Raw genomic sequence first — 26,776 nt, 5'->3', positions numbered from 1 at the left:
TCATGCCTAGTCTCGTGGGCTCGGAGATGTGTATAAGAGACAGGCCCAGCTCCTCCGTCAGCCCGGTCGCCCCGCCGTCGGCGCCGCGGTCACCCTACGCAGAACTCGTTTCCCTCCGGGTCGGCCAGTGTCGCCCACTTCGTCGGTCCCTGTTGCCCCTCGTGCAGGAAGGTCGCTCCCCGGGAGGTGAGGCGTTGGACCGTGGCTTGGACGTCGTCGCCTGCCAGGCGGACGTCCAGGTGTACTCGGTTCTTCACCGTCTTTCCTTCCGGTACCAGCTGGAACAGCATCCGCCGTCCGGTGGTGGGGTGGGTGATTGCCGCGCCGGTGCGCCAGACCAGGGCTCCGGCGTGGGTGGTGGTGTCGGCTTCGGTTGCGTAGCCCTTGGCGACCATCTCGCGGATGAACGCCTCATCGGTCGGCTCCACGTCCCAGCCGAGGGTTTCCGCCCACCAGCCGGCGAGCACGTGCGGTTCCGCCGAATCGACGGTCACCTGGAAGTCATACGCCATACCGGGACATTAACCACCGCCCCCGACATTTTCGGTGCAGCTGGTTCTCCGGGGACGATGGTGAACCGCCACTTGTCCACCCCGCCGCCCATGATTTCGGCGTAGCGGCGGGCGCCGTCCGCGTTCGCGAAGCGGACCTGCTGACCACTGGCGAGGTGGGTGATCTTGACCGCCACGGTGCCTCCTGACACGACTGGTGCTGCTGGGGATCGGGAAATGACCAGGTGCCGGCCCGCGGAGCTTCCCCCTCCGAGGCCGGCTTCCCCAGTAGAACACGTGTTCGAATTCCTCCGCAATCCAGGTCCCCCTCCCGAGCGACCCGGACCGCCCGAGTGGGTGGATCAACCCGCGTGGGAACGGTCGGCGACCCCCGACAGTACCGCCGGTACCGGACCGGGGTGCACGATCCCCAGCTGCTGGGTCGCCCTGGTCATGGCTACGTACAAGTCGTTGTGCCCCAACGGTTCCGCGAGGATTTCGGCTGGATCGACGACCAGTACCGCGGCGAACTCCAGCCCCTTGGCCAGCGCGGGCGTCAGTACGACAAGCGGTCTGGTCAGGTCCGGCTCAAGGGGCACGGACAGCGCCGTCGTCAACCGGTTGCGATGGCGTGGCGGCGTGATTACCGCGAGTCCGGGACCCAGCTCCGAACCGGGATCGGCGACCACCTGCGGTAGCGAAGCAAGCGTGGTCCGCAACCGCCAAGGCGCCACACCCGAAGAACGAACGGGCCGGGGCGGCTCGAGGCCCGGATGATGCGCGGCGAACAATTCGGTGGTGGCGGCCATGATCTCGGCCGGAGTACGGTAGTTGACAGACAGCTGTGCCATCCGCCATCGACCGTCCACATGCGACTGCAGCACGTCCGCCCACGAGGACGCGCCTGCCGGGGTACTGGTCTGCGCAAGATCGCCGACGATCGTCATCGACCGCGTGGGGCACGGCGCATCAGCATCCGCCACGCCATTTCGGACAGCTCCTGCGCCTCGTCGACGACCACGTGGCCGAACGTCCGTCGGGCATCGGAACCCGAACCGGCACCGTCGCGGGAGGGGAAACCGGGGGTGCCATCGGAGCTCGGACCGCCACCGCCGCGGGAGCCGGAGCCGGTGCTGCCGGAACCGGCACTGCCAGCGGAGTCCGCACCAGTACTGGAGCCTGAACCGGAACGGGAAACGGCGCTGCTGCCCGAACCGAAGCGGCGCTGACGTGGGAGCCCGGACTCGCATGGGCGCTGGAGCCGGAACCGGCTTCGGGACCGGCGTTGCCGCGGGAGTCGGGACCGGTGTTGCCACCGGAGGCCGAAACGCCACCGGAATCGGGTTCAGCGCTGCCATCGGAACTGGCACCGTCGCCGGAGTTGGGATCGGCAATGGGGCCGGAGCTGGAAGCGGCGGTGGCGCTGGGGTCGGGACCGGTACTGGCGCCGGAGTCCGGCCAGGCGCTGCCATCGGAAGCGGCGGTGGCGCTGGGGTCGGGAGCGGCACTGGCACCGGAGTCCGGGCCTGGCGTTGCTATCGGGAGCGGCGGTGGCGCCGGTGCCGGAACCCGCACCGGTGCCGGAACTTGGACCGTCGCAGCCGCCGGAGTCAGAACTCGAACCACCACCCGAACCCGAACCACCACCAAAACCGGCACCCAGCACCGCCGCCGCTTCATCCAGTAACGGAACATCCGCCGTACTCCAGTTCCCGGCGGAAACGTGGAGCAACCCGGCCACCACTCCTCCGCTGTCAAAGCAGGCCACACCGCATCCAAAGCACCGGCCACCCCGCATCGGCCGGCAGGGAATCTCGCAGCCGGGCCGCGTCCGTCTCGTCGATCAGCTGTCGTGGGCCGTCGTCCTCGACGGTTACCCCTGCGGCGGCCAGGGCGTGCAGGTCTGCGGGGCTCAGGAGTCCGTCGGCGGTACCTCCGGCCAGGGACTCGCCGGTTTCCGCGAACACCACCCCCTCCATCCGGTCGATCAAGACCTGCGCCAGCACGCTGCCGGAACACCAGTTGGGCCTGGTCGTGCTGCAAGCTCGTGCGGAAAGCGGCATTCACCGCCCGCTGGTGAGCGTCCCGATCCAGCCGCAGCACGTCGTCTTCGAACGAGACTTCGACAGCACCGACCTGCACTCGCGACCGCACCGCCGCCGCCATCTGCCGGGTCATTCCCGCGTGCGTGGTTTCCGGGGTGTCAATCCCGGAACAAACGCCCGGATACAACCCGGCGACAGTCGACGTCACCACCGCGTTCTCGCCCATCCTCGGCAGTACCTGCCCGACTTGGTCGAGGAACACGTCGCCGATGACCAGCACGCCGCGGCGCCGCAGGTACGGCCGCGGGTACCGCAGCGCAAGCCGATGCCGGGCAACGGCGGTTCGGACCGCCCTGCACCACCAGTACCCCGGGGTGGTCCTGTTCGGCTTGCTGCGTGGTCACCGCGGAGCGCATCTGGCCGGTTCGCTCCGCGGTGAGTGCGGCCATCAGGGCGGCTTCCCCGACCAGGACGTCGTCGGTCGCGGCAGCTGGGTCGAGCAGTTCGTCGTCCAGGGTGACGACCGGTCCGGCTGCGGGTCGTGATGCGTCGTCGCGCGCCTTGCGGGGCGGCCATCGTTGCCGGGTGGAACGGCCGGGCGCAGTCGAGGAGCAGTGGTTCGTCGCCGTCGAACAGGCGCAGCCTGCCGAGGTAGATCCGGCGGCGGTCCTGCAGGTCCAGCCGCCGCAGCTCGGACGGCCAGAACTAGGCCGCTGCTTCCGCGCGCAGGGCATCCACCTGCGCATACAGGCCGGTCCAGTACTCCTGTTCGGCCACCATCGGGCTCCCTCCGATGACCAGGGACATCGAGAGTGCCCGTCTTTCCGGCGGCCTCAGCCGCGCAGCATCGCCACCCGCGGCCATCGGTCCAGCCCACGTGCGATTTCCGCCTGCCGGATCGCGCGCAGCTGCGGTCCCCAGGACTCCGGAGGCAACACCCGGAATCCGAGCCGCGAGTAGTACGGCCGGTTCCACGGCACGTCGGCAAACGTCGTCAGCGTCAGCCCGGACAACCCCCGCGCCGCCGCCCACTCGCCGACCGTGTCGATCAACGCCCGCCCCAATCCCTGGCGAGCGTGCGAGGGCAGTACCGAAACCTGTTCCACATGCCCGAAACCGTCGACCTCCTCGGCGATCGCGTACGCCACGACCGTCGGCTCCGCGTACACCCAGCAGCGTCCGCCGGACTGGAATGGGACCAGTTCCTCGACCGAAGGCGGTGCGTCATCGGCGATTTCGGACATCCCGATCGCCCGGAACGGTTCTCCGGCGGCCCGTTCGAGAGCCGGCAGCGCAACCAGGTCGGCCCGCGTCGCGAGTCGGATCACACCGAATACTCGGAAATCACTTTGACGATTTGCTCGGCATATCCGCGCAACGTCGTGATCGCCCTTTCCCGTTCGGCGTCACCGATGCGCGTGGCCGGTCCGACGAGGCTCAAAACACTCGGCCGCAGCCGGTCCGCGTCCACCGGCACCGAGCAGGCCCACACGCCGTCCTCGATCTCGCCCCAGCTCTGCGCATACCGGTTGACCAGGGCATGCTTCAGATCATCGCGGACCTCGGAGCCGCGTTCACGGGCGATCCGGGCGGCCTGGCGTTCGCGTTCGCCGTCGGGCAGCAGGGCGAGCAGCATCTTCCCGGTCGCGCCGACGCCGAGCGGAATGGAATGCCCCGGCTGAAAGGTGAACCGCATGGCCCGGTCGCATTCGACGCGGTCACTGCACACCGCCAATTCCCCGAAATGCTGGAACAGCAGAATGGTTTCGCCGAGGTCGCGCGCGGCCTCTTCCATCATCGGCCGCGCGAGCCGCGCGAGGTCGTTCGCGAGCCGGGCGGCACGCGCGAGCGGCATCACCCGGCTGGTGACGTGGTAGCGCCCGGACCGGGATTCTTCGAGCAGCTGAAGTTCTTTCAGCAGCTGCACATACCGGTACGTGGTGGCGACCGGGCTGCCGATCATCTCGGCCAGCTCCGCGACGCTGGCCTCCCAGCGCTGTTCGGAGAACGACAGCAACAGCTGCAGCACCTTGCGCGAGCTGCTCGCGCCAGCCGTCCGGCGGGGTCCGGTGTCCGGCATCCTGAAACCTCTTCGTGGCCACAAACGGATTCAGTGACGAACGCGTCGGTAAATTACCACAGGTCAGGGCTTCTCCGGGGGGACGAGAAACGGCGTCAGCAGTCCGGGTACGGCCGTATCGGCGAGCGCGAGACCGGCGCCCTCGGCAACGTCCGGCACGTGGTAGTGCCCGCGTCCTGCGGCAACCGGCGCGATCACCGTCACCAGCCCGGCCCGGCGCTGGAACAGCGACCGCTGCACCACGATCCCGGTGAGCCGATCACGCCGTACCGCCACGGTCCCCCGGGCGAGTGACCCCGTCCGCGTCACGAGGTACCGCCCGGTCACCGCGTGCCCGAGCGCGCGGTACCGATCGACGGCCACCAGCACCGCGAACGGCAGCAGGACGAGCGCCGTCTGCCACGGCCAGGCGGGCAGCACGTCCAGCCACGCCAGCGCGAACAACGCGGCCGCGAGCGCCAGCACGCCGAGGACGGCCCGGTTGATCCGCCGGGTCAGCGCCGCCCGGGGATGCCGCGCGAGGGGGACTTTCGCGATGTCCTCGCCGAGCACCTCGCTCGCCACTTCCCGGGCCCGCGCGACCGGCGCCGGTGGCAGCAGCAGCCCGCCGCCGCGGTCCGCGCCCTTGCCTTCCCGCAGTCCCGCCGCCACCGCAACGCATTTCGCGCCGCCCACCATCCGCAGCGGCAACGGTTCCTTGAGCTCGACGCCCCGCAGCCGGTCTTCTTCAATCGACACCGACCGCGTCGTGACCAGCCCGCGCCGGATGTGCAGCGTGCCGCCGGGTTCGCGGGTGAGCCGGAAGTTCCAGAACGACAGCACGTACCCGCCGATCGACAGCACCGACACCACCAGCAGCAACCCTGCCGCCGCCCAGACGACGGTCATCCACACGGGTTGCGCCAGTACCCGCGACGTGAGCTCGCGCAGCGGCCCGAACCGCACCGGATCGAAGTGCAGCTCGCGTGCGAACTGGTAAACGGTGCCGAGAATCGCCCCGACCACCGCGAGCCCGGACAGCGTGAACGGCGCGTACCGCACCCACCGCTTGTCGACCTCGGCGACCAGCGACTCCGGCGGAGCAGCCGCTTCGGCCGGTTTCCGGTGCAGCAGCAAGGTCCGCAGCCGCTCGGCTTCCTCGTGGGTCACCGCGTCGAGCACGAGCTGGTCCTTGCCGGGGCCTTTGCCGTGATCGTGTCGTCCGGTACCGATTCGCACCGCGGAAAGGGAGAACAGCCGATGTTTCGGTTCCGAAACCACGTCGACAGTGCGGATTCGGTCGCGCGGCACCGCGCGCTGCTTGCGCAGGAGCAGCCCGGTCCGCCATTCGACCTGGGTCGCGGTGATGCGGTAGCGCGAGGTCAGGCAGTGCGAGATCCCGGTGGCGACGGTGACCACGGTCGCCGCGACACCGATCCACTGCCAGTTGTTGCCGTGCCCCAGCAACAGCGCGCCGACGAGCAGCGGCAGCGACCGGACCAGGTCGAGCACCGGGCGGATCAGCAGCATCCGGCGGTCGAGCCGGTGCCACGGCGCCTCGGCGGTCCCTTCGGCAAAAACCGGCGCGGACGGCGCGGTCGCGTTCACGTCGCGTCGCCCCGCACGGCCTGGGTGGTGCGGGTCAGCTCGTCGGCCAGCGCGACCGCGGTGCCGTAGTCGAGCCCGGAAATCCGCAGCGGCCCGGCGGCGGACGCGGTGGTGACGGTGAGCCGCGCCAGCCCGAACACCTGCTCCAGCGGCCCGCGTTCGACATCCACCGTCTGGATCCGCGACACCGGCGCGATCCGCCATTCCTGCTTCAGCCAGCCGGACTGCGTGTAGACGGCCTCGGCGGTCGTCTCCCAGCGATGCACGCGGTAACGCCATTGCGGCATCACGAGCAGGTGCAGCGGGGCGAGTACGCAGGCGATCACGAGCGTCACGGTCAGCCACGACGGCGGGTCGTCCGCGGTCGCGACCACCACCGCCTGCACGCCGATCACCAGCAGCCAGCCGACACCTGCCGACGCCGCCCAGTGGCCGATCGCCCGCCGGCTGACCCGGTGCGCAGGAGGCCGCAACACGTTGGTGTTCACCTGCTCAGAGTGCCCGATCGGGCGAGCCGGTGCCCACGACAAGTGTCACCTTGCCCCGATCCGGGTCGTCTTCGGATGCAGCGCGTTACTATTTCCGCCGCGCGCGGGATGGATTCGCGGCCGGGGCGCGTTGTAGGTCGATACGTCCGTGCAAGCGAGCAGCAGGAGGATCCGGTGGGATTCGATCCCGAGGAACTGTACGAGGTGGACTCGGACGTCCCCGACCTGGACGGAGCCGTGCTCCTGCACTTCTTCGAGGGCTTCATGGACGCGGGGTCGACCGGGCGGCTGGTCACCGACCACCTCACCGGCGAGATCGAGAACCGGGTCATCGCGCGCTTCGACGTCGACCGCCTCATCGACTACCGGTCGCGGCGCCCGTCGATGACCTACGCAGTGGACCACTGGGAGGACTACGAGGCCCCCGAGCTGGCCATCCGCCTGATGCACGACACCGACGGGACCCCGTTCCTGCTGCTGTCCGGCCCCGAACCGGACCACGAATGGGAGCGGTTCGCCGCCGCGGTGCGGCAATTGGTGGAGCGCTGGGGTGTGCGGCTCACCGTGGGTTACCACGGGATTCCGATGGGTGCCCCGCACACGCGTCCGCTTGGCGTCACCACGCATGCGACCCGCGACAGCCTCATCGGCGACCACCAGCCGCTGCCCAACCGAATGCAGGTGCCGGGCAGCGCCGCCGCGATGCTGGAGTACCGCTTCGGCGAATGGGGCCACGACGCGATGGGCTTCGCCGCACACGTGCCGCACTACCTGGCCCAGTCGGCGTACCCGGCGGCCGCTCTGCAGGTACTGGAGTCGATCGGCCGTGCCACCGGGCTGCGGCTGCCGGACGGCGAGCTGCGCGCGGCGTCGGAGGTGGCCAACGCGGAGATCGACCGGCAGGTCGCGGAATCCGACGAGGTCGCCGACGTGGTGCGGGCGCTAGAACGGCAGTACGACACGTTCGCCGAGGCGTCCGGGCAGAGCCTGCTGGCCGAATCGCAGGAGCATCTGCCGACGGCGGAGGAACTGGGGTCGCAGTTCGAGGCGTTCCTCGCCGAACAGGGTGGCGACAGTCAGGAACGCTGATCTCGGGGGGCAGGGCGCTGCGCCGCGGCGCGGTAAGCCATGCCTGCGGACCGGACCGTCTGCCAGGCCCACCAGAGCCGGGCTGCCAAGATCGCCACGCGGGACATAGTGGCGTCCGCACGTTGCGGGGAGGCAGCCGGGGTGGGTGTGGCGGGTGACCGGGAAGCAGCGCTCGGCCGCCGGACGGGGTAAAAGCGGCCCCTTCGGAGCGTCGCCGCATTGTCGGCTATCGTCCCCGGATGAACCAGGAGCCCCAAGATCGTTTGACGGCAAGAAAACTGGGCCCGGCACTGCGCCGGAGGGCAGGGCGGGTGCTGCGGGGAGCGTCGGCCCGGCTGCATGATCCGCATTCCGCCCGGCTGGCCGAGCTGCGGGACGAGCTGCAGCGGACCCGCGAAGAACTGCGGGCCGAGATCGTCCGGCAGGGGGATCGGCTTCTCGATCGGGTGGTCGAGTTCGAAATCCGCAGCCGCCGCGACATCGTGTACGCCGGAGACCAGGACGCGGCGCTGGAGAGCAACGTCTTCGCGCGGGAAAGCCTGATCGGGGCGCGGCATTTCGGGAGCCCGAAAGAGACGCTCGAGTACGCGCTTTCGCTCGCGCCCACCGGCGGAATGGCGCTGGAGTTCGGCGTCGCGACCGGCAACACGCTGCGCACCATCACGGCGGCCCGCAAGGCGACCGAGGTGTACGGCTTCGATTCGTTCGACGGGCTTCCCGAAGCCTGGCTCAACGGCATGCCCGCCGGTGCCTTCGCGCGCGACGACCTGCCCGACGTACCCGGTGCCGAGCTGGTCGTCGGCCTGTTCGGCGACACCCTGCCCGGATTCCTGGAGAAGCACTCCGGACCGGTGGATTTCGTGCACGTCGACGGCGATCTCTACAGTTCCGCGAAAACCGTGCTGGACAACGTCGGCCCGCGGCTGCGGCCGGGCAGCATCGTGCATTTCGACGAGTTCTTCAACTTCCCCGGCTGGAAGCGGCACGAATACCGGGCCTGGACCGAGCACGTCGAGAAGACCGGTGTCGAGTACACCTACGAGGCCTACACCTACAACGACAACCAGGTCACCGTGCGGATCACCGGCGGACCGGGGCTCATGGACTGAAACAACCGGGCTCGTTGAGCGGTCCGACGGCGGGGAGCAGCAGGCCGCACAGGTAACCGTCGATCCAGCGGCCGTTGCCGGTGAGATTCGCGGCGAGCCGGACGAGCGGGGCGAGTTTCCGGACCGATTCGGCCAGCGAGTCGCGGTTGCGTTCGAGCAGCGCGGTGAGCCGGTCGAGCTGGGTGAGTACCGGGTCGAGGTCGGTGTCGGCGACGAGACCGGCGAGTTCCCGGCTCAGCTTGCGGGTGCCGTCGAGGAGTTCGGAAACTGCCGATTCGCGGGTACGGACCTCGTCGAGCAGCTGGTTTCCGTCGGTAATGAGCCGGGTCAGTGCTGTGTCGCGGTCGGCGAGGGTGGCCGAGACGGTGCGCGTTCCGGCGAGCAGGTGAGACAGTTTCGCGTCGCGGGAGGCGACGGAGTCCGACAGCCGGGAGAGGCCGGTGAGGGTGGCGCGCACGTCGGCGGGGGTGTGCGCGAAGGTGTCGGAAATCGTGCGGAAGCTGTGCGCCAGCTGAGTGGTGTCGATGCGGTCGACCGTCGTGGCCAGGTCGCGGAACGCGGGCAACACGTCGTACGGGACGGTGGTGCGGCTGCGCGGGATCGGCAGCTGCGGGTCGAGCGACGCGTCACCCGCCGGGTCGAGCGCGAGGTACTTCTGGCCGAGCACGGTCTTGATCCGGATCGACGCCGACGTCCGGTCGCCGAGCCACGCACCGGACACCCGGAACGAAACCCGCACGGATGCCCCGTCGAGGGCGATCCGCGACACCCGGCCGATTTTCACCCCCGCGACCCGCACGTCGTTGCCCGCCTGAAGCCCGGCGGCTTCGCTGAACTCGGCGGCGTACGCGGTGCCGTCGCCGATCACCGGCAGATTCGGGGCTTGCAACGCGGTCACGACGGCGAGCGCCAGCACGGTCAGCCCGGCGAGGGCGGTGCGCACGGGAGACACAGCGGGGATGGTGGCTCACCCACGTGAGTGAGGCCACTCGGATCACCCGAACGGGGAGGTCCACAGAGGACGGTCCGGACGTGACCGGGGTCATCGGAACATCCGGCGCCGCTGCGCCGTTGAACGGGTGACAGCGAGCGCGGGGAACGTTCGCTGAAGCGGAACGGGGAGGAGCCACCAATGCGAGACCTGACCACCGGATTGCACCCGGCACCGGACCTCGTGGACGACACGGACATGGCCCGCCAGGAGGAACGCCGCCGCAAGGCAGCGCTGGCAGTCGCATCCCGGGCCAAGGACGCCGGGGAATGCGCACTGCTGCTGGACATGCTGGGGCTGCACACCCCCGGCGGCAGCCGCACCGAGGTCGCCTGAGTTTCGTCCGGTTCGGGGAAAATTCCCCTGCGGGCCGGATAGGAAATGGTCCTGCCCGCGGGTGGCAGCGTTTGCTCCGAACGGCTGAGTCCGGCCGACGTATCTGTCACCCTGGTGGAGCATCCTGTACAGGGAGGCGGTTCGGGTCGGGACCGGGCCGTAAGGGGAGGGACGCTGTGCGGTACCTGGATGAAGACGATTACCTCAGCCGGCAACGGCAGGCGCTGGCGGAAACCTTGCACCACGGGCAGCGGAAACGCAGTTTCCAGCTGGCCGAGCATCTGGCCGCGGAGGGCGGGGTGCACCGGTCGGACATTCTGGCCGTCACCACGCTTTTCCTCGCTGTGCACAGTGTGCGGGCGGGGGATTTCGAAGCAGCGCAACGGCTTGCCGGCGAACTTCGTAGTCTGGATCGAAGCAGTGTCGACCTCGCGCGCCAGCTCTTCCGGCTCGAGACCGGCCGGGAACAGGGGTGGCTGCCTCGCGAGCATTACGACGAGCTGCTCGCCTACGCCTGGCGCGAGAACCGGCCGGATCTCGTCGCGAAGGTGGTTGCGCTCCAGCCGCGGGACGTGCCGCCTGCCGGATGGTGGGCTGATCTCGAGCGATGCCTCACGGCGCTGCTGGTGTGAAACCGGCGTGACCGAACGCACCCTTGACCACGGGCATTGTCTATAGCAACTTTTGCACTATGCAAGCTTTGTCCGAAGACGTGGCCGACCTCGAACGGCTGACCCGGGTGCTGGTCGCCGTGGCGTGGGACAGCGCGCACGCTGCCCCACGCGGGGTCACGTTTCCGCAGGTGCGGTTGCTCGTGGTGCTCGACAGTCTCGGTCGCGTGCCGTGTTCGCGGCTGGCCGAGGCGATGGGCGTGAACGCCTCGTCGGTCACCCGGCTGGCGGACAAGCTGGAGGCGCACGGGTACGTCGTGCGCGGCGAGGACGAGCACCGGCGGACCGTGGTGACGGTCGAGGTCACCGACACCGGGCGCGAGGTCGTGGCCGGCGTGGTCGACCGGAGGCATCGCGGGCTGGCCGAACTGCTGGCGGAGGTGCCGGTGACGCGGCGTTCGGCGGTATCGGCGGCGATGCGGGACCTGCTTTCCGCGGCGGAAGCGGCACCCGGCGTGCCCACGGCCGGGCCGGGACGGCTGTGAAGGGTACGGCGCGGGCCGCGCATCTCGGCGACTTCGCTGTCCACCCGCGGATGCTCCTGATCACCGCGATCGCGTTACCGGTCGGCGGCGCGGCCGCGGTGGCGGCGTACGCGCTACTCAAGCTCATCGGCCTGATCACCAACCTGGTCTTTTACCAGCGGGTCGCCACGGATCTCGTCGCGCCGGGCGCGCAGCATCACCCGTGGTTCCTGGTGCTGCTCGCGCCGGTCGTCGGCGGGCTCGTGATCGGCTTGATGGCGCGGTACGGGTCGGAGAAGATCCGCGGCCACGGCATGCCGGAAGCGATCGAGGCGATCCTCACCGGTGGCAGCCGCGTCGCGCCGCGCGTCGCGGTACTGAAGCCGGTGTCCGCGGCGGTCAGCATCGGCACCGGTGGGCCGTTCGGGGCCGAGGGGCCGATCATCATGACCGGCGGTGCGGTCGGGTCGATTCTCGCGCAGGGGCTGAAGCTGTCTGCCGACGAGCGCAAGACGCTGCTCGTCGCCGGTGCCGCGGGCGGGATGGCGGCGACGTTCAACGCGCCACTCGCCTCGGTGTTGCTTGCGGTGGAACTGCTGCTCTTCGAATGGCGGCCGCGCAGCCTCGTGCCGGTGGCCGCCGCGGTGTCGGTGGCGACCGTGTGCCGCGGATTCCTGCTCGGTACCGGGCCGATCTTCGGTGTTCCGGTCACCGGTTCCGGGCCAGGGCCGCTCGCCGACGGACTCGCGCTGATTCCCGGCCTCACCGGCGGGTTGCTGGCGATCGGTGCGACCGCCCTCGTCTACTTCGCCGAAGACCTCTTCGGCAGGCTGCCGGTGCACTGGATGTGGTGGCCCGCGATCGGCGGTCTCGTGATCGGGGTCGGCGGCCTGATCGAACCGCATGCGCTCGGCGTCGGGTACGACGTGATCGACACGCTGCTCACCGGTCACGCCACGGCGTCGCTGATCGTCGGGATTCTCGTGGTGAAAACGCTGATCTGGGCGCTGTCACTGGGGTCCGGGACGTCCGGTGGCGTGCTTGCGCCGGTGTTCATGATCGGCGCCGCGCTCGGGGCGGCCGAAGGCGGGCTGTTGCCGCATGTCGCACCGGGGTTCTGGGCGACCTGCGGGCTGGCGGCGGTGGTCGGCGGCGTGATGCGGTCGCCGTTCACCGGCATTGTGTTCACTTTGGAGCTTACGCACGCTTGGAGTTATCTGCTGCCGCTCGTGGTGGCGTCGTTCTCCGCGTATGCGCTGTCGGTGTTGCTGCTCAAGCGTTCCGTGCTGACGGAGAAGATCGCGCGGCGTCGCCTGCACCTCACTCGCGAGTACACGACTGATCCACTTGAGACGTTCTTCGTGCATGAAGTCATGACGCACCAACCGGATGCGGATGTGTCCGGCAAGGTCGTGGTGTATTCCGACGATACGCTGCGGGATGTCGCGAACGAGCTGGCGCTCGGGCACACGACGCATGCGCTGGTGGTCGATCGGCACGATCCTTCGCGGGTGCTCGGCGAGGTGACGTTGGCGCAGCTGCTGCATGCGCGGCGACGGGATCTGCACGAGGAGCATCATCGGGAGCGGTTGCTGGGGCGGTCGGTCAACGTGGGATGAGCTGTCGTTTGTCCACTTTGCCCACTGGGGTGAGGGGGAGTTCTGCTCGGAACTCCACTGTGGACGGTACGAAATGCTCTTTTCCCAGTTCTTGGTGAACGTGGGCCTTGAGCTCTTCTGTGGTGGTCCTGGTCTTGGCGACGACCACGGCGTGCAGCCGGTCTCCGTTGGCGACCACGGCGGCCGCGGTTATGTTGGGGTGACTGAGAAGTGCTTGCTCCACTGTGGTCGAAGCGACCTTGGTGCCGTGCTCGCCGGTGATGATGACGTCGTCGATGCGGTCGTGGAGGAAGAGGTAACCGTCGGCGTCGAAGTGGCCTAGGTCGCCGGTGTGCAGCCAGCCGTCGCCGATGGGCGGGCTGCCGTGGTAACCGTCCATCATGGACAGTCCGCGGACGAGAACCTCGCCGTTTTCGATCCGGGCTTCCATTCCGGGCACGATGCGGCCGACGGACCCGAGCAGCTCGGGGCGGGCGAGGACTTCTTCCGCGGAAATACTGGCGATCATCGGGGCTTCGGTGAGACCGTAACCTTGGCCGACGACTGGTCCGAACCTCTTGAGCGCCTCGGCCATTCGTTGTGGCGGCAGGGGTGCGGCGCCGAGGGAAAGCTGTTGCACACTTGACGTGTCCGTTGTGGACTGTTGTTGCAGGAGTGTGGCGAGTCTTGGTGGGGTAAGGGAAAGTGTGGTGACGCGGTGTCGTTCGATGTCGGCCAGTACTTCGGTCGCGTTGAATTCTCGGTGCAGTACCACGGTATTTCCGCAGCACAGTGCGCCGAGGACGGCGGCGTTGCCGGTCATGTGCGTGAGCGGTGCGGTGACGAGGGCGGTTTTGGTGCCGTCCGGGCGGAAGATGTGGGCCATGCCGTCGTAAATGCCGCTGTGCCGGATGAGTTTGGGGGTTCCGGTGGTGCCGCCGCTGGGGAAAATGGTGGTGACGCGGTCGGGGAGGGAGTCCGGAATGGACGGACTTTTTGCAAGACTGTCGAGATCGGTATCGGTGAGGAGGGTGGCGCCGGTGGCGGCGAGGGCGGCCGCGCGGGCCGGACGGCTTGCGGACGCGGCGATGAGCACCACTTCCAGCCCGCGTAGCTGGGCGGCGAGCTGGGTGAGGACGACCTCCGGCCGGTTGGGGGCGTCGATCGCGATCATGTTCCGGTACTGCGTGAGCCCGCCGGACAGCCGGGTCAGCAGGTCTGCTGCGGCGCGGTAGGTCATCGTGGTGCCGTCGTGGTGGAACAGCACGGTTTCGCCGCCGTCGCGGAGCGCGGAAAGGACGCGGGACAGGAAAAAGCTCACCGGCACACCGTAGCGGCGTGTTGGCCGGGACCGCGGATCCCGGCTACGTTCGCAGTATGACCGCTCCGCCCGCGATCGACGCGGCCTCGAAAAGCTTCCGCCGCGCGTTCGCCGACCTGCAGGCCGGAGTACGCGCCAGGGAACTGTGGGCATTGCTCGCGTGGCAGGACATCAAGCAGCGGTACCGCCGGTCGTCGCTGGGTCCGTTGTGGATCACCGTCGGCATGGCGGTGACGGCGCTCGCGCTGGGCGTGGTCAACTCCGCGCTGTTCGGCACGTCCATTTCCACGCTGCTGCCGAGCATCACCACCGGACTGATCCTGTGGAACTTCATGAACGGCTGCATCGTTGAGGGTTCGTCGACGTTCATCGAAAACGAAGGGATGATCAAACAGCTTCCGGCGCCGGTTTCGGTGTACGCGCTGCGCACGGTGTGGCGGCAGACGTTGTATCTCGCGCACAACCTCGTGGTGTACGTGATCGTGCTGGCGATCTTCTTCGGGAAGCTGACGCAGCCGTACCACCTGGTGGACCGGCCGGGTGCGCTGCTGCATCCCGGGCTGAGCTGGACGATCCTGCTCGCGGTGCCGGCGCTCGCGCTGGTGATGATCAACGGTGCGTGGGTGGTGCTGCTGTTCGGGGTGGTGTCCACGCGGTTTCGTGACGTGCCGCCGGTGATCCAGAGCTTCATCACGATGCTCTTCTACGCGACGCCGATCATGTGGTCGATGGACCAGGTACGCGCAATGAACCAGACCTCGAGGGACGGATTCGGGTCGGTTGCGGTGGATCTGCTGCAGCTGAACCCGGTGTACCACTTCGTGGAAATCGTGCGCGCGCCACTGGTGGGACAGCAGCAGAGCTGGACGCATTGGACGGTGGTGGGCGCGGTGACGGTGGTGGGGTGGACCCTTGCGTTGCTGGTACTGCGGAATTATCGGGCGCGGGTGCCTTATTGGGTTTGAGGGGTTGTGCTGCTCGGGGGTTACGGGCGGTCGGTGAGTGGGGCGGGCTTGGGTTGGCTTGGCTTGGCTTGGCGGAGAGGGTGGCTGGCTGGGCTGGCGGCTGAGGCCGGGTGGCGGGATGCCAGCTGAGGTCGGCGGGGGCGGCGGAGGTTGGCAGGCTGTGCTGGCGGCTGAGGTCGGGTGGCGGGATGGCAGCTGAGGTCGGCGGGGGTTGGCTGGTGGGGTTGGTGGAACCGGGGTGGTGGGTAATCGCCGGACCGTTGGCGGGGTTGGCTGGTTGGGCTAGCCGCTGAGTTTGGCGGGCGAGGCTGGTGAGGTCTGCTGGCGGGATGTCTGGTCAGGCTGGCAGGCGAAGCTGGTCGGCGGGGCGGTTGAGATCGGCTGTCGAGATGGGCGGTACTGGGGCGGTCGGCGAGGCGGCCGAGGTCGGCTGTCGAGATCGGTGGCACCGGGGCGGTTGGCAATCCCCGATCCGAGTGTCACCCGGGCGTGTGGACGTCCCCGCTCGTGGCGGGGGGAGCGGGCACCCTTGCGTGCGACCACCCACGACGGGAGGACGCATGCAAGGCTGGTGGCTCCTGGCGGCCGGTGCCGCGGTGTTCGTGGTCCTGGCGCTGCTGTTCCTGCGCCGTGCGGCCCGGGCCCGCTCGTCCGGCGAGGTCGCGGGGCAGGCCGCTTCGCGCCGGTGGGTGTCGCCGTCCGACGACCTGCCCCGCCGGGCTCGGCATCGGCTCGACGAGGCGCACCCGCTGGCCCGGTACCCGATCGCCCGGCAACGTCCGATGCCTCACCCGCGGGAGGATTCGGCACGGCGGAACCCTGATTGACCGGCGGGGCAATTGCCGGGACGGTGTCGCAGCCCGCGCTGGGCGGCTGCGGTCAGGCAGGCTGGCGGTGCGCGGTTGCGTTCGGGTAGGTCCGGACTGTGGCTGCGTTCGGGCGGGCCCGCGCTGTGCGGTTGTGGTGAAGTGGGCCGTGCTGTGCGGTTGCAGTCAGGCGGGCCACGCTGCGCGGTTGCGTTCGGGTAGGTCCGGACTGTGGCTGCGGTCAGGCGGGCCCGCGCTGTGCGGTCGTGGTGAAGTGGGCCGTGCTGTGCGGTTGCGGTCAGGCGGGCCCGCCCGGTGAGGCTGCGGTCAGGCAGGCCCGCCCGGCGAGGTTGCGGTCAGGCGGGCCCGCACGTGCGGCGGCTCACATCAGGCGGGGTGTTCCTCAGCCGGAGCCGGAGCCGGAGCCGGACGTCCCGGGGAACCGGCCGACTCGGGCTCAACTGCGGGTGGCCCCACCGGCCGGACCAAGCCCAGCTTTCCCGCCACCGCGTACAGCGCGAAGGCGGTCACCAAGGCGGTGATGCTCGGGCTTCCCAGGTCCAGCAGCGCACCTGCCAGTGCCGACAGCGCCCATACCACCAGGGTTGCCGGTACCCAGCGTGGCGCGGTCGGCGGCAGTTGTCCCGAAGTGCGGCTTGCGTCCAGCAGCGGGCGGAATGCGCGGACGACGAAGTACTCCGCCAGCATGATCCCTGCGACCGGCGGGAAGAGGTAGCCCAGTGCGACCGAGTACTGCGTGAACCAATCGAGCGCACCGAACGCCGCCGCGATGCTGCCCAGTATGCCGACGGCGATGGTTACTGCGCCGCGGTGGACTTTGCGGCCGAAGATCGTCTCGATGAAGGACACCAGGGCCAGGCTGGCGCTGTACAGGTTCCAGTCGTTGATCTTGATCGTTCCCAGCAGGATCACCAGGACTCCGACCCAGCCGACTGCTGACACGATGATCGCGATGACGTCACTCGAACCGGCGGCGTGTGCCAGTAGGACACCGGCCAGGCCGATTACGTATTCGCCCAGGGTGACGCCGACGACGGTCTGCTTGACGACGTCTCGGGCGTTGCGGTTGAACCGCGCCATGTCCGGCGTGATCACTGCCCCCACGATGAACGAACCGGCGACCAGTGCGGTTCCCTGTCCCAGGCTCATCGGTGGGCCGGGGGCCTGCGAGGCCACCAGTTCGGACAGCGAATGTCGCGACAATTCAGTGCCGATCGACCAGGCGACCAGGCCGAGGAACACCGGGACCGCTAGGTAGGCGGTCCAGGCCATTGAGGTCATGCCGTACAGCACGATGCCGGTTACCGCCAAGCCGAACACGATTGCCCACGTCCACAAAGGAAGTCCGCCGAACAGGGCGACCAAGCCCTGGGCCGAAACGCCGGACTGTACGCCGAAGGCGAACGTGATGGTGAGGCCGAGCATCAGTGAAAGCACGGCGGCGCCGCCGGTGCCGAAGCCCGTCCAGCGGGCCAGCAGCGCGGTCGGCAGACCCTCCCGTACGCCGATCACTCCGACCAATACCGAGACCAGTTCGATCACCAATGCACCGAGCGTGAGCGCCCAGAATGCGGTCCAGAACGACATGCCGAACCCCAATGTCGCACCGATCAGGAATTGGATCAGTGCCGACAGCTGGCCGAATCGCTGGACCGCGATCCCGAACCATGCGCGACGAGCGCCGGCCGGGACCCGGGTGAGGGAAAAATCGTCAGAACCCGCCGATTTCATGGCAGCCTCCAGGGATGGGTGAATGTATGGTGGATCCCCCGGAAAAGCAGGTTATGCTTGGTGTGCAACGCCTTCGGAGAGATGCGCGTGCACTACTTTCCATTCCCCCTCGACGTGGCGCAGGACCGCAGTGAAACGCGCTTCGAGCACGCCCTCGTCCAGCAGATCGATGTGTGGAGTGTCGAAGACCCAGGCGAAATCGTCGTAAGCGAAACCGCGGGGATTCGAAAGGACTACCTCGCGGGGATCATATTCCCGCAGGTGCTGCAGGAAATCGCCGAGGGAAAGTGCGCTGTCCGGGCCGGAGGCGACGGTGTGCACGAAATTGTCGTCTTCGGTCCACGAATGTGCGGCAATGAATTCGGTGTCCCGGCGGTGTCCTGCCGCGAGCCACTCTTTCGCCAAAGTGAGTACTTCTTCCGGTGCTGGTGCCATGACCAATCCTCCTGGGGATCGAATTCAGAAAGCCCGTACCAGACGGCCGTCCTGCCAGACCTGGGCGATGCGTTTGCGGTAACCGGTGAGGTCGAGGGGATCGCCGTGCACCAGTACGAGGTCCGCGGCCTTGCCGGGTTCGACGGTGCCGGTGCCGTCGTCGAGCCCGAGAAGCCGTGCTGCCGAAGAGGTTCCTGCGCGCAGTACGTCCGAAGAGGACAGTCCGGCTTCGGTCAGCAGTTCCAGTTCGTCGAGGTTTGCGCCGTGCGGGAAGACGCCGCTGTCGGTGCCGAGTGCGATCGGTACCCCCGCGTCGACGGCGCGACGGATCGATTCCAGGTGCGCAGAAGCCACCGCTTCGGCTTTCTCCAGCACTGCGGACGGCAGCCGAACCGCGCCCGCGGCCGCGTCGCGCAGGAGGGTGCGACCGGCGATCAGGGTCGGGACCAGCCAGGTTCCGTTGGCCAGCAACAGATCGATGGCCTCGTCGTCGAGGTATACGCCATGCTCGATCGAACGGACTCCGGCGCGGATCGCCTGTTTGACCCCGGCCTCGCCCTGTGCGTGGGCCATGACGTCGAGCCCGGCGGCGGTGGCCTCGGCTACGCACACCGCGATCTCCTCGGCGGAAAAGTGCGCGTGCCGGGGGTCGTCGCTCGGCGAAAGCACTCCGCCGGACGTGCAGATCTTGATGACGTCGGCGCCTGCCCGCACGAGTTCGCGGACCCGGCGGCGCATTTCGTCCGGTCCGTCCACGATCATGCCGGGCCGTCCGGGGTGCGGGACGAGCAGCCGTACCGTCTCGCCGCTCGCGCTCCAGCCGTCGGTGTGGCCGCCGGTCTGGCCGAGCACGGTGATGGCGGTTCGCAGCCGCGGACCCTCGATCAGCCCGTCTGCCAAGGCTTTCTTGACGCCCGCGTCGGCGCCACCCGCATCGCGGACTGTCGTGACTCCGGTGTCCAAAGTGGTCGCGAGGTTCCGGGCGGCGGCGTAGAACTGGTAGGAAAACGGCTCATGCTGCATCCGGAACGGGTCGACGCCGGAGAACATCAGGTGTACGTGGCAGTCGATGAACCCGGGCAGCACGGTCAGTCCGGTGGCGTCGATCTCCTCGTCACCGTCCAGGCCGGGGCCGACGTCGACGATCCGGCCGGCCGACAGCACCACGTCGCCGTCGGCAACGCCGCTGCCGTCGAAAACCTTGCCACCACGCAGAATCGTCCGGGTCATCCGGCAGCCTCCACCGGCGAGAAGTCCACGTCGTAGCCGAACCTCCGCGGCCCGGCCGCCCGCAAGCCCGCTTCGCTGCGCCAGCGTTCGTCGCACGGCAGCCCGATCACCGCGACCCGGTAGCCGTACCGGATTTCCTCGGCCGGGATCGGCGTGCCGTTCTCGAGTTCCAGCGCCATCAGCAGGTCCGGGGTGGTGGCGACGATGCCGCCGTCGCGCGACGCCACCAGGTACTCGTTGCGGAAACCGAGACGGAATTCCCGGCCCTCGAACGAATCCAGCCCCTGCAGCACGGCTTCCCCGACGGTCCAGCCGCCCTCGGTGGCCCGGCGCACGTCGACGACCTTGCCGTCGAACAGCCGCGCGCCACCGCGTTCCGCGACCACCGCGTCGACCGGCGATTCGTGCCGCTCCCGGGCCGTGCGGACCACCTCACCGAGCCGGGTCGCGAGGCTCAGCGCGCCACGGACCAGCCATGCCTTCGCTTGCGCGCCGGTCATCGGGTACAGCGCCGACATCATCACGCAGCCGGACGTGATCATCACCGCCCGGGCGACCCGATCCGCCCAATCCCCGGTTTCCGTGGTGATCACGACGCGGTTGCCATGTTCGTCCACAAGGGACAGTGGCGTGGTGGAAGCGCCGTAGAGCGCCGGGGTCACGAGGTCGAGCGAGGGGAACGCACGGCCCATCCCGTCGGCGTCGAGCATGGGAATTCCGCGCAGCGCCGCCGCGGTGACCGGGATGACCGCGTTCAACCCACCAGCCTCGGCGGGCGCGAGATGCGTGAACCGGTACCCGAGATGCTCCTCCAGCACGTCGAGTGCAGCGACGACTTCACTGGCCCGCGGCAGTTTTTCGATCACGACGCTCGGCGCACCCATCCCGGCGACGAACGCGATCCGGGCGTCATCCGGTACCTCGGCGACGTCGAGCAGCTGCACCGGGCCGTGCTCGCGGATCGACCGCCGGGCCATCAGCTTGCCGAGATACGGATCACCGCCCCCGCCCGCGGCGAGGATGGTGGCGCCCAGCACCAGGTCGTCGAGCACCGTCTCATCGAGCTGCATGTGCCTGCTCCTCATTCGAACGGACGAAGGAACCGATGTCGCCGACCGCCCGGACGCGCACTCGCGTCGCGTGCGGCAGATAGGCGAGCGGCAGGTCTTCCTCGTCGACAATGCGAACGGTCGCCGCCACCGCACCGGCCTTGATGGCGCGAGTACGGGCTTTCTCGCGGGCCTCGGTGAGCACGCTTTCCCGCGTGCGTTCGGCGAGCGAGTAGACTTGGTCGACCTCGCCGCCGACGTTCGCGGCCGCCGCGCCCACCGCGTTCGCGACCGGTGAATGTTCGGGATGCAGTACCTCGGTGACGCCGGGCAGCTCCCGTCCGACTGCGAAGGCACCGCCGCCGACCGCGACCAGCGGGATGGGTTCGGCGCTGAGCTTGGCGCGTTCCACGGCTTCGGCGATGCGGCCGCGGACGTGGTCGATCACGCGGGTGACGAAGTCCGGAGCAAGATGGGCGACCCGGCTCGGGTCACCGATGTCCGCGAGACCGGCGGCGACGGCGACGTCGGTGAGAGTCAAGGTGTCGCCGCCGAAGACGAGCGCGCGCGTGGTGAGTTCGTGGCCGACACTTTCCGGACCCACGAATTCCTCCCGTACCAGGCTGCCGCCGCCGATGCCGAGCGAAACGACGTCGGGGATGCGGAAGTTCGTCCGGACCCCGGCGAGGTCGATCGCGATCGCCGACTCCCGCGGGAAGCCGCCCTGCAGCAGCCCGACGTCGGTGGTGGTGCCGCCGACGTCGACGACGAGGCAGTCGGGCTCTGCCGATTCGAAAGCCGCGCCACGCATCGAGTTCGTGGGGCCGGACGCGATGGTGAGGATCGGGAACTCACGGGCGAGCGTCAGGTTCATCACCGTGCCGTCGTTCTGGGAAAGGAAAAGCGGCGCGTCGAGGCCGAGGGTGGCGAGTGCGCCGGTGAACCCGTCGACGACCCGGTCCGCGAGCGGGCGCAGCGCCGCGTTGAGCACCGCCGCGTTTTCCCGTTCCAGCAAGCCAAGCCGGCCGATTTGGTGCGACAGGGTGACCGAAGCGTGCGGATGTACCCGGCGGATCGCGTCCCGGGCAGCCGTTTCCGCCTCCTGGTTCACCGGCGAAAACGTGGCGCTGACGACGTACTGCCGGTCGGGGCCGGAAGCACGCGCGATCTCGACGATGCGGTCCTCGTCCAGTGCCTGCAACGGTTCTCCGGTGAACTGGTGCCCACCGGCGACCACGTGGGTCTCCGCGCGCACGGCGGCGGCGAGCCGGGGAGGCCAGTCGACGAGCGGTTCGAGGGTCTGCGGCGGGGTCGCGATCCGCAGGACGACGACCGGGTCGAGCCGGCGAGCCTCGACGAGTGCGTTGAGGAACTGCGTCGTGCCGATCACCACCGCGTCGATTCCGGTCGTGCCGACCCGGCCGACCACGGTCGCGAGTGCCTCGGCGACGCCGGTGAGGACGTCGCCGGTGGTGGCGGTCTTCGCCCACGTGACGATCCGGGAACCGTCGAGCACGGCGGCGTCGGTGTTGGTACCGCCGACGTCGATTCCGATGCGCATCGAAGTCCTCCAGTAAGTGAAACCTGGTGTCCAGTAAATTGAACTTCGGCACAGAGTACGAGCCTGCGGAGGGCTGGTCAAGGAGTTGCGTCCAGTAATCAGGCTGGAGTTTCCAGTAAACTGGACGTCCGGGTATCGTTGCCGTCCATGACGAAGCCTTCCGACGACGCGCCGCCCGAGATCGGGCCGTACCTGCGCGCGCTCCGCAAGCAGCGCGGGCTCTCGCTGCAGCAGGTGGCGCTCGCGACGGGGATCTCGAAGTCGTTCCTGTCGCTGGTGGAGAACGGCACCAACGACATCACCTTCGGCCGCCTGCACCGGCTGCTCACGTTGTACGGCGCGGATCTCGGCGATCTGGTGCCGCCGCGGGAACAGGCGGAGGAGTCCGTGGTGCGGGGCACCGAACGGCGGCTGCTCTACCGTCCGGCGCCGGGAATGGGCGTTTTCATGGCGTCCCCGGACACCCGGCGCACCCTGCTGGCCGGGGTTGCCCTGCTGGAACCGGGTTCGCGGATGCCGGAGGACGCGATCCACGACGGCGAGGAGTGGGTGCACGTCGTCCGCGGCGCGGCGGAGGTCGTGCTCGACGACGGGGAGACCATGGTGGAACTGTCGGCAGGCGACAGCATTTATCTTCGCGGCGGACGGCGGCACCGGCTGGCGAACCCGTCGGGGGAAACCGAGGCGGAGGTGATTTCCGTGCTGTCACAAGGTGGTACGGCTGATCGATTCCGTCGCTGAATGGCAGCGAAAACATGCGTTGGACTGACTGCTCGCAGCGGGCTGATACTCGGTGCCATGACATCGGAAACCGGATCGGAGGAGGCGCCGGACGTCGTGCGGTTGCTGCGCCGGTTCGGGGTGCGGGCGTTTGCGCTGGCTTTCGTCGCCGGGATTACCGGGATGACGACCGTGGCGCTGGTGCTCGGTCTGGTCGGGTTCGGGCTGGTGCTGGTGCGAGCAGGTGGTCAAGGAGCGCGCGGGCGGCGGGGTTGGTGAGGCGTGCCGAGCGGCCGGTGAGGTGGATGGTGCGGGCGAGCGTCGGCTGGGTGACGCGGGCGAACGGCAGTCCGGACCGCTCCGCGACCTGCTCCGGGACCACGGTGATTCCCAGGCCTGCCGCGACCAGGTCGACCAGCAGCGGCACGTGCGACGCCTCGCACACCTGATCCCGGCGGACGCCTGCTTCGGTGAAGGCGCGGTCGACGAGTGCTTGCAGGCCGCTGCCGGTGAAGTCGACGAAGGGTTCGCCGTCGAGGTCGGCGACCCGGATGCGGCGGCGGTTCGCCAGCCGGTGCCCGGGGTAGGTCAGCAGAACCAGGTTTTGGTGCCATCGCCCGAATTCGGTGAGCTCCTCGGGGAGCGGACCGCCCACATAGGACAGATCCAGCTCGCCGGCGGCCACCGCGGCGGTGAGGCCGGGGATGGTGCCCTCCCGGACGCTGATGCGGATTCCCGGGTAACGGGTACGGAATTCGCCGAGCCGGGCGGGCAGGTCGAGGACGGTCAGGGTCTGGATGGTGCCGATCGACACGCGGCCACGGCTCAGCCCGGTGACCGCCGCGACCTCGCCTCGCGCCGACTCGACGTCTCCCTCGATGCGGTGTGCCAGGGGGAGCAGGGCTTCTCCGGCCGGGGTCAGGGTGACGCGGCGGGTGGTGCGGTCGAAGAGCTCGGCGCCGAGATCGGTCTCGAGTTTTCGGATCGACGCGCTCAGCGCCGACTGGACCACGTGCACGTCCTGGGCCGCGCGGGTGAAACTCCGGTGCCGCACGACGGCCAGGAAATGCTCGACCTGCCTCAGCTCCATCCGTCGCCTCCTCTCCCCGGGAAGGTACCGCGGGGAGCGGAGGTTCGCGGGGACTCAGCCGGTCGCGATGTCCGCCAGCACGGCGGCCAGCTCGGCCGGGCGGGTGGCGAACGGGGAGTGCCCACCCGGCAGGGTCCGGACCTGGAAGGGGGAATCCGGGGTCAGTGCGTCCGCCTCGGTGATCATCAGGTCTTGCGTCACCGGGGGCAGCGCGAGGTCGTCGGCGAGGCGGACGTACGTGCGCGGGACCCGGCCCCAGCTGCCCGGCGTCAGCGGGACCGGGGTGGTGAAACTCGAGTACGGGTGGTCCGGCACGAGGAACTGCCGCCACGTGCCGGGGGCCGTCGCGGGCAGGTCGTTCAGGAAGGCGTTGCGGATCACGCTGGTCACCGACGGGTCCGGGGACAGCGGGTTGATCCGGAACGCACCCAGCTCCGCCGGGTCGGACAGGGTCGGGACCTGGACTGCGGACGCGTTTTCCGGCGCGCCGATGTAGTCCGCGAACCGTGGCCGCCCGGCCGGGACGAAAGCCGAAACGTAGACGAGGTGGTCGACCAGGGAAGGGGCCTGTTCGGCGGCGGCGGAAGCGGGGGCACCACCGGCGCTGTGTGCCACCAGGACAACGTTGCGGTACCGCGGCCGGACCTCGCGAAGGGCATCGAGGACGACGTCCGTGCAGTGTTGCATCGTGACGTCCGCCAGCGCGGACTTTTCGGTGTCCAGACCGGGCTGGCCGGGCAGCAGGTACCCGCTCGGGAGGGGCGCGTCCGGACCCGCGCCGGGCAGGTCCAGCGCGACCGACGCGAGCCCGCGGCCGGCCAGTGCCCGCTGGGTCGCGGCCCAGTGCAGTGCCGAATGCCAGGCGCCGGGCACGAAGAGGACGACGGTTTCAGCCGATGTGCTCACGAGAGTCCTTCTGGAACAGCGGGATACGGACGACGATCAGCTCACCCGAGCACCGCACCGCGATCCAGTGCGATATCTCACGAGGGCCGCCACGATACGCCGGAGATATCGTCGAGGGTATGGAAGCCCGTCATCTCCGGTACGCCGTCGCCCTCGCCGAGCACGGGCATTTCGGGCGCGCGGCGGCGTCGCTCGGGATTGCGCAACCACCGTTGTCCACGCAGATTGCCGCGCTGGAACGGGAAATCGGCGAGCGGCTCTTCGACCGGACCTCCCGCGGGGTGCTCCCGACCGCGGCCGGGGACGCGTTCCTCAGCCGCGCCCGCACTGCGCTTGCCGAGATGGACCACGCGCGGGTCGACGCCGGACGGGCGGCCCGCGGCGAAACCGGACGGCTGCGGATCGGGTTCACCGGCTCGGCGCTGCTCGACCCGCTGCCCGGGGTGCTGTCCCGGTTCCGTCGCACACACCAGGACGTGCGGCTTGCGCTCCATGACGTCGACAGTGCCGACGGGACCGCCGCTCTGCTGGCCGGGGAGCTCGACGTCTCGGTCGGCCGGGGCAATCCGCGTGGGATCGGGACGGAGAGTCTCGTCACCGTGCCGATCGGGGCGGACCAGCTGGTGGCCGTCGTGTCGCTGGCGCATCCGTTCGCCGGATGCGCGTCGGTGGACGTCGCGCAACTGTCCGGGGAGGACCTCGTGGTGAGCCGGGAAGCGGCGAACACTTATCTCCGGCCGGTTTTCGACCCGTCCGTTTTGGACGGTGCGACGACGGCCCGCGACATCCACACGATTGCCGGGCTGGCGGCGTGCTGCGTCGGAGTCGGGCTGGGTCCGCAGCGGATGCGGCGCATTGCCCGTAGCGACGTCTGGTTCTGCGACGTGACCCCGGCCACCCGGCTGCCCGACCTGCAGATGTCGTTCCGGCGGACGGACCGCTCGCCGGTGCTCGCCGCGTTTCTCGACGTGGTACGCAAGAATTGCGTGACCGTCGGCGCGCGGCTCGACAAGGTACTCGCCCGCTGAATTGCCACTGGGCGGCACCGATTCCTTGGCACCGGCCCGCGGGTACAGAGACGATGGCGGCGCGAATTGTGTCTACCCCCCAAGGAGAATGAATGGACACCGTGGAGCGCGTCCGGCTGGACGAGGTCGAACTGTCCTGCCGCGTGATCGGCGACGGACCGGAACTGATGGTCCTGCTGCACGGATGGCCGCAGACCGGGGCGTGCTGGCGGTACGTCGCCGGGCCGCTCGCGCGGGGGCGCACTGTGGTGGTGCCGGACCTGCGTGGCTACGGTGCGTCCGGGCTTGCCGAGTCGGGGTACGACAAACGGGCCACGGCAAGCGATCTGGGTGAGTTGATCCGCCACTTCGGCCACGAATCGGCGATCGTCGCGGCGCACGATCGGGGGGCACGGGTCGCCCATCGGTGGGCGCTGGACCGGCCCGAGGAGGTCAAGGCGCTGGCGTTGCTGGACATTTTGCCGACCCGCGTGATGATGAACTCCTTCGACCGCGATTCGGCCAGCGCGAACTGGCATTGGTTTTTCCACCGGCAGACCGGGCTGGCGGAGAAAATGATCTCCGCGGACGTCGAGGCGTATCTCGGGCATTTCTATGCGCGAGTGCTCGAAACCGGTGCGGTGGATCGGGAAACGTTCGAGCATTACGTGAAGGCGTTCAGCGATCCGGGCCATTTGCGGGCGTCGCTGGAGGATTACCGGACGGGGTTCACGACGGATCTCGAGCGGGACGAGGCCGACCATGCGCGCGGGGTTCGGGTGCAGGCGCCGTTGCTGCTGTTGTGGGGTGCCGAGGGCGGTCTTGCCGGGAGGGAGGTGGTGCAGATCTGGCAGGAGCACCACGCCGATCCGGACCTGGTGAGCGGGCGCGCGGTCCCGGGTGGGCATTATGTGCCGGAGGAAGCGCCGCGTGAAGTGCTGGCGGCGCTGGAGGAATTTCTCGCCGGGAAGTAAGCGAACGGGGC

Annotated in this window: 29 protein-coding genes; 12 read left to right on the top strand and 17 right to left on the bottom strand. The window is 69.1% G+C overall.

The genetic code is table 11. The annotated features are described in order from the left end of the window. Window positions 1-89: 89 nt before the first annotated feature. From OO71_RS06605 to OO71_RS47090, 4 genes are all read right to left on the bottom strand, one after another. A complete protein-coding gene (locus OO71_RS06605) occupies window positions 90-512 on the bottom strand; it encodes a VOC family protein (protein ID WP_033288680.1) in 423 nt (140 codons plus the stop codon). Beyond that, window positions 491-688: a hypothetical protein gene (locus OO71_RS48570; protein WP_084144753.1), complete on the bottom strand. Its 198-nt coding sequence runs from the start codon at window positions 686-688 to the stop codon at window positions 491-493. Before OO71_RS48570 ends, OO71_RS06605 begins: the two co-directional genes overlap by 22 nt. Window positions 689-853: 165 nt before the next feature. Further along, window positions 854-1,474 (bottom strand): ATP-binding domain-containing protein, encoded by a 621-nt coding sequence (locus OO71_RS06600; RefSeq protein WP_342669915.1) that lies wholly within the window; start codon window positions 1,472-1,474, stop codon window positions 854-856. Window positions 1,475-2,245: 771 nt separating this feature from the next. Next, a complete protein-coding gene (locus OO71_RS47090; RefSeq protein WP_051791121.1) occupies window positions 2,246-2,497 on the bottom strand; it encodes a hypothetical protein in 252 nt (83 codons plus the stop codon). Between the two features lie 308 nt (window positions 2,498-2,805). Here OO71_RS47090 and OO71_RS47085 point away from each other — a divergent pair, with 308 nt between their 5' ends. Then, window positions 2,806-3,081: a hypothetical protein gene (locus OO71_RS47085; protein WP_051791119.1), complete on the top strand. Its 276-nt coding sequence runs from the start codon at window positions 2,806-2,808 to the stop codon at window positions 3,079-3,081. Window positions 3,082-3,369: 288 nt separating this feature from the next. Here OO71_RS47085 and OO71_RS06590 read toward each other — a convergent pair whose 3' ends face one another. From OO71_RS06590 to OO71_RS06575, 4 genes are all read right to left on the bottom strand, one after another. Beyond that, entirely contained in the window at window positions 3,370-3,864 is a 495-nt protein-coding gene (locus OO71_RS06590) for a GNAT family N-acetyltransferase (protein ID WP_033288678.1), read from the bottom strand. Further along, on the bottom strand, window positions 3,861-4,616 hold the full coding sequence (locus OO71_RS06585; protein WP_033288677.1) for an IclR family transcriptional regulator: 756 nt from the start codon (window positions 4,614-4,616) through the stop codon (window positions 3,861-3,863). The genes OO71_RS06590 and OO71_RS06585 overlap by 4 nt, the downstream gene beginning before the upstream one ends. A gap of 63 nt (window positions 4,617-4,679) precedes the next feature. Next, window positions 4,680-6,125 carry a PH domain-containing protein gene (locus OO71_RS06580; RefSeq protein WP_156096206.1) on the bottom strand — a complete coding sequence of 482 codons (1,446 nt, stop codon included), beginning with the start codon at window positions 6,123-6,125 and terminating at the stop codon, window positions 4,680-4,682. 74 nt (window positions 6,126-6,199) lie between these two features. Then, complete coding sequence (locus tag OO71_RS06575; protein WP_033288675.1) at window positions 6,200-6,733, bottom strand: PH domain-containing protein; 534 nt, start codon at window positions 6,731-6,733, stop codon at window positions 6,200-6,202. A 132-nt stretch (window positions 6,734-6,865) separates the two neighbouring features. On the opposite strand from OO71_RS06575, the gene OO71_RS06570 reads away from it, so the two are divergent. Together OO71_RS06570 and OO71_RS06565 are read left to right on the top strand one after the other, a co-directional pair. Further along, window positions 6,866-7,780: a proteasome assembly chaperone family protein gene (locus tag OO71_RS06570; RefSeq protein ID WP_033288674.1), complete on the top strand. Its 915-nt coding sequence runs from the start codon at window positions 6,866-6,868 to the stop codon at window positions 7,778-7,780. Between the two features lie 239 nt (window positions 7,781-8,019). Beyond that, window positions 8,020-8,889 carry a class I SAM-dependent methyltransferase gene (locus tag OO71_RS06565; protein WP_033288673.1) on the top strand — a complete coding sequence of 290 codons (870 nt, stop codon included), beginning with the start codon at window positions 8,020-8,022 and terminating at the stop codon, window positions 8,887-8,889. On the opposite strand, the gene OO71_RS06560 is transcribed toward OO71_RS06565, so the two are convergent. Beyond that, a complete protein-coding gene (locus OO71_RS06560) occupies window positions 8,879-9,850 on the bottom strand; it encodes an MCE family protein (protein WP_033288672.1) in 972 nt (323 codons plus the stop codon). The genes OO71_RS06565 and OO71_RS06560 overlap by 11 nt on opposite strands. 171 nt (window positions 9,851-10,021) lie before the next feature. Between OO71_RS06560 and OO71_RS06555 the strand changes: the two genes are divergently transcribed. The 4 genes from OO71_RS06555 (at window position 10,022) to OO71_RS06540 (ending at window position 12,970) form a co-directional block, all read left to right on the top strand. Beyond that, window positions 10,022-10,216 carry a hypothetical protein gene (locus OO71_RS06555; RefSeq protein WP_033288671.1) on the top strand — a complete coding sequence of 65 codons (195 nt, stop codon included), beginning with the start codon at window positions 10,022-10,024 and terminating at the stop codon, window positions 10,214-10,216. Between the two features lie 176 nt (window positions 10,217-10,392). Then, entirely contained in the window at window positions 10,393-10,848 is a 456-nt protein-coding gene (locus OO71_RS06550; protein ID WP_033288670.1) for a hypothetical protein, read from the top strand. Window positions 10,849-10,907: 59 nt separating this feature from the next. After that, the gene (locus OO71_RS06545; protein WP_033288669.1) at window positions 10,908-11,372 is read left to right on the top strand and encodes a MarR family winged helix-turn-helix transcriptional regulator; all 465 of its coding nucleotides are present in this window, start codon (window positions 10,908-10,910) and stop codon (window positions 11,370-11,372) included. After that, a complete protein-coding gene (locus OO71_RS06540) occupies window positions 11,369-12,970 on the top strand; it encodes a chloride channel protein (protein WP_033288668.1) in 1,602 nt (533 codons plus the stop codon). Before OO71_RS06545 ends, OO71_RS06540 begins: the two co-directional genes overlap by 4 nt. On the opposite strand, the gene OO71_RS06535 is transcribed toward OO71_RS06540, so the two are convergent. Further along, entirely contained in the window at window positions 12,957-14,270 is a 1,314-nt protein-coding gene (locus OO71_RS06535; protein WP_033288775.1) for a class I adenylate-forming enzyme family protein, read from the bottom strand. The two genes, OO71_RS06540 and OO71_RS06535, sit on opposite strands and share 14 nt — an antisense overlap. Before the next feature lie 56 nt (window positions 14,271-14,326). On the opposite strand from OO71_RS06535, the gene wzm reads away from it, so the two are divergent. Both wzm and OO71_RS06525 read left to right on the top strand, forming a co-directional pair. Then, the gene (wzm, locus tag OO71_RS06530; protein WP_033288667.1) at window positions 14,327-15,235 is read left to right on the top strand and encodes a galactan export ABC transporter permease subunit Wzm/RfbD; all 909 of its coding nucleotides are present in this window, start codon (window positions 14,327-14,329) and stop codon (window positions 15,233-15,235) included. 560 nt (window positions 15,236-15,795) lie between these two features. After that, on the top strand, window positions 15,796-16,062 hold the full coding sequence (locus OO71_RS06525; RefSeq protein ID WP_033288666.1) for a hypothetical protein: 267 nt from the start codon (window positions 15,796-15,798) through the stop codon (window positions 16,060-16,062). Between the two features lie 366 nt (window positions 16,063-16,428). Here OO71_RS06525 and OO71_RS06520 read toward each other — a convergent pair whose 3' ends face one another. From OO71_RS06520 to OO71_RS06500, 5 genes are read right to left on the bottom strand one after another with little or no spacing between them, the layout of a single operon-like run. Next, entirely contained in the window at window positions 16,429-17,793 is a 1,365-nt protein-coding gene (locus OO71_RS06520) for a purine-cytosine permease family protein (protein WP_033288665.1), read from the bottom strand. 51 nt (window positions 17,794-17,844) lie between these two features. After that, window positions 17,845-18,228 carry a nuclear transport factor 2 family protein gene (locus tag OO71_RS06515; RefSeq protein ID WP_033288664.1) on the bottom strand — a complete coding sequence of 128 codons (384 nt, stop codon included), beginning with the start codon at window positions 18,226-18,228 and terminating at the stop codon, window positions 17,845-17,847. A 24-nt stretch (window positions 18,229-18,252) separates the two neighbouring features. Next, window positions 18,253-19,458 (bottom strand): metal-dependent hydrolase family protein, encoded by a 1,206-nt coding sequence (locus OO71_RS06510; RefSeq protein ID WP_033288663.1) that lies wholly within the window; start codon window positions 19,456-19,458, stop codon window positions 18,253-18,255. Then, a complete protein-coding gene (locus tag OO71_RS06505) occupies window positions 19,455-20,528 on the bottom strand; it encodes an S-methyl thiohydantoin desulfurase family protein (RefSeq protein WP_245633583.1) in 1,074 nt (357 codons plus the stop codon). The genes OO71_RS06510 and OO71_RS06505 overlap by 4 nt, the downstream gene beginning before the upstream one ends. Then, window positions 20,515-22,068, bottom strand: coding sequence for a hydantoinase/oxoprolinase family protein (locus OO71_RS06500; protein WP_033288661.1), 1,554 nt, complete (start codon window positions 22,066-22,068; stop codon window positions 20,515-20,517). Before OO71_RS06500 ends, OO71_RS06505 begins: the two co-directional genes overlap by 14 nt. 147 nt (window positions 22,069-22,215) lie before the next feature. Between OO71_RS06500 and OO71_RS06495 the strand changes: the two genes are divergently transcribed. Then, window positions 22,216-22,809, top strand: a complete 594-nt coding sequence (locus tag OO71_RS06495) for a helix-turn-helix domain-containing protein (RefSeq protein WP_033288660.1) — start codon at window positions 22,216-22,218, stop codon at window positions 22,807-22,809. A 154-nt stretch (window positions 22,810-22,963) separates the two neighbouring features. On the opposite strand, the gene OO71_RS06490 is transcribed toward OO71_RS06495, so the two are convergent. Both OO71_RS06490 and OO71_RS06485 read right to left on the bottom strand, forming a co-directional pair. Continuing rightward, a complete protein-coding gene (locus OO71_RS06490; RefSeq protein ID WP_051791116.1) occupies window positions 22,964-23,878 on the bottom strand; it encodes a LysR family transcriptional regulator in 915 nt (304 codons plus the stop codon). Between the two features lie 54 nt (window positions 23,879-23,932). Beyond that, complete coding sequence (locus tag OO71_RS06485) at window positions 23,933-24,784, bottom strand: alpha/beta fold hydrolase (RefSeq protein ID WP_033288659.1); 852 nt, start codon at window positions 24,782-24,784, stop codon at window positions 23,933-23,935. A gap of 119 nt (window positions 24,785-24,903) precedes the next feature. On the opposite strand from OO71_RS06485, the gene OO71_RS06480 reads away from it, so the two are divergent. Together OO71_RS06480 and OO71_RS06475 are read left to right on the top strand one after the other, a co-directional pair. Further along, the gene (locus OO71_RS06480; protein WP_033288658.1) at window positions 24,904-25,812 is read left to right on the top strand and encodes a LysR family transcriptional regulator; all 909 of its coding nucleotides are present in this window, start codon (window positions 24,904-24,906) and stop codon (window positions 25,810-25,812) included. Between the two features lie 92 nt (window positions 25,813-25,904). After that, a complete protein-coding gene (locus OO71_RS06475) occupies window positions 25,905-26,765 on the top strand; it encodes an alpha/beta fold hydrolase (RefSeq protein WP_033288657.1) in 861 nt (286 codons plus the stop codon). Window positions 26,766-26,776 lie beyond the last annotated feature (11 nt).

The sequence above is a fragment of the Amycolatopsis jejuensis genome, assembly GCF_000717335.1.
GTDB classification, from domain to species: Bacteria; Actinomycetota; Actinomycetes; order Mycobacteriales; family Pseudonocardiaceae; genus Amycolatopsis; species Amycolatopsis jejuensis.
This window is presented reverse-complemented; position numbering and strand designations above follow the sequence as displayed.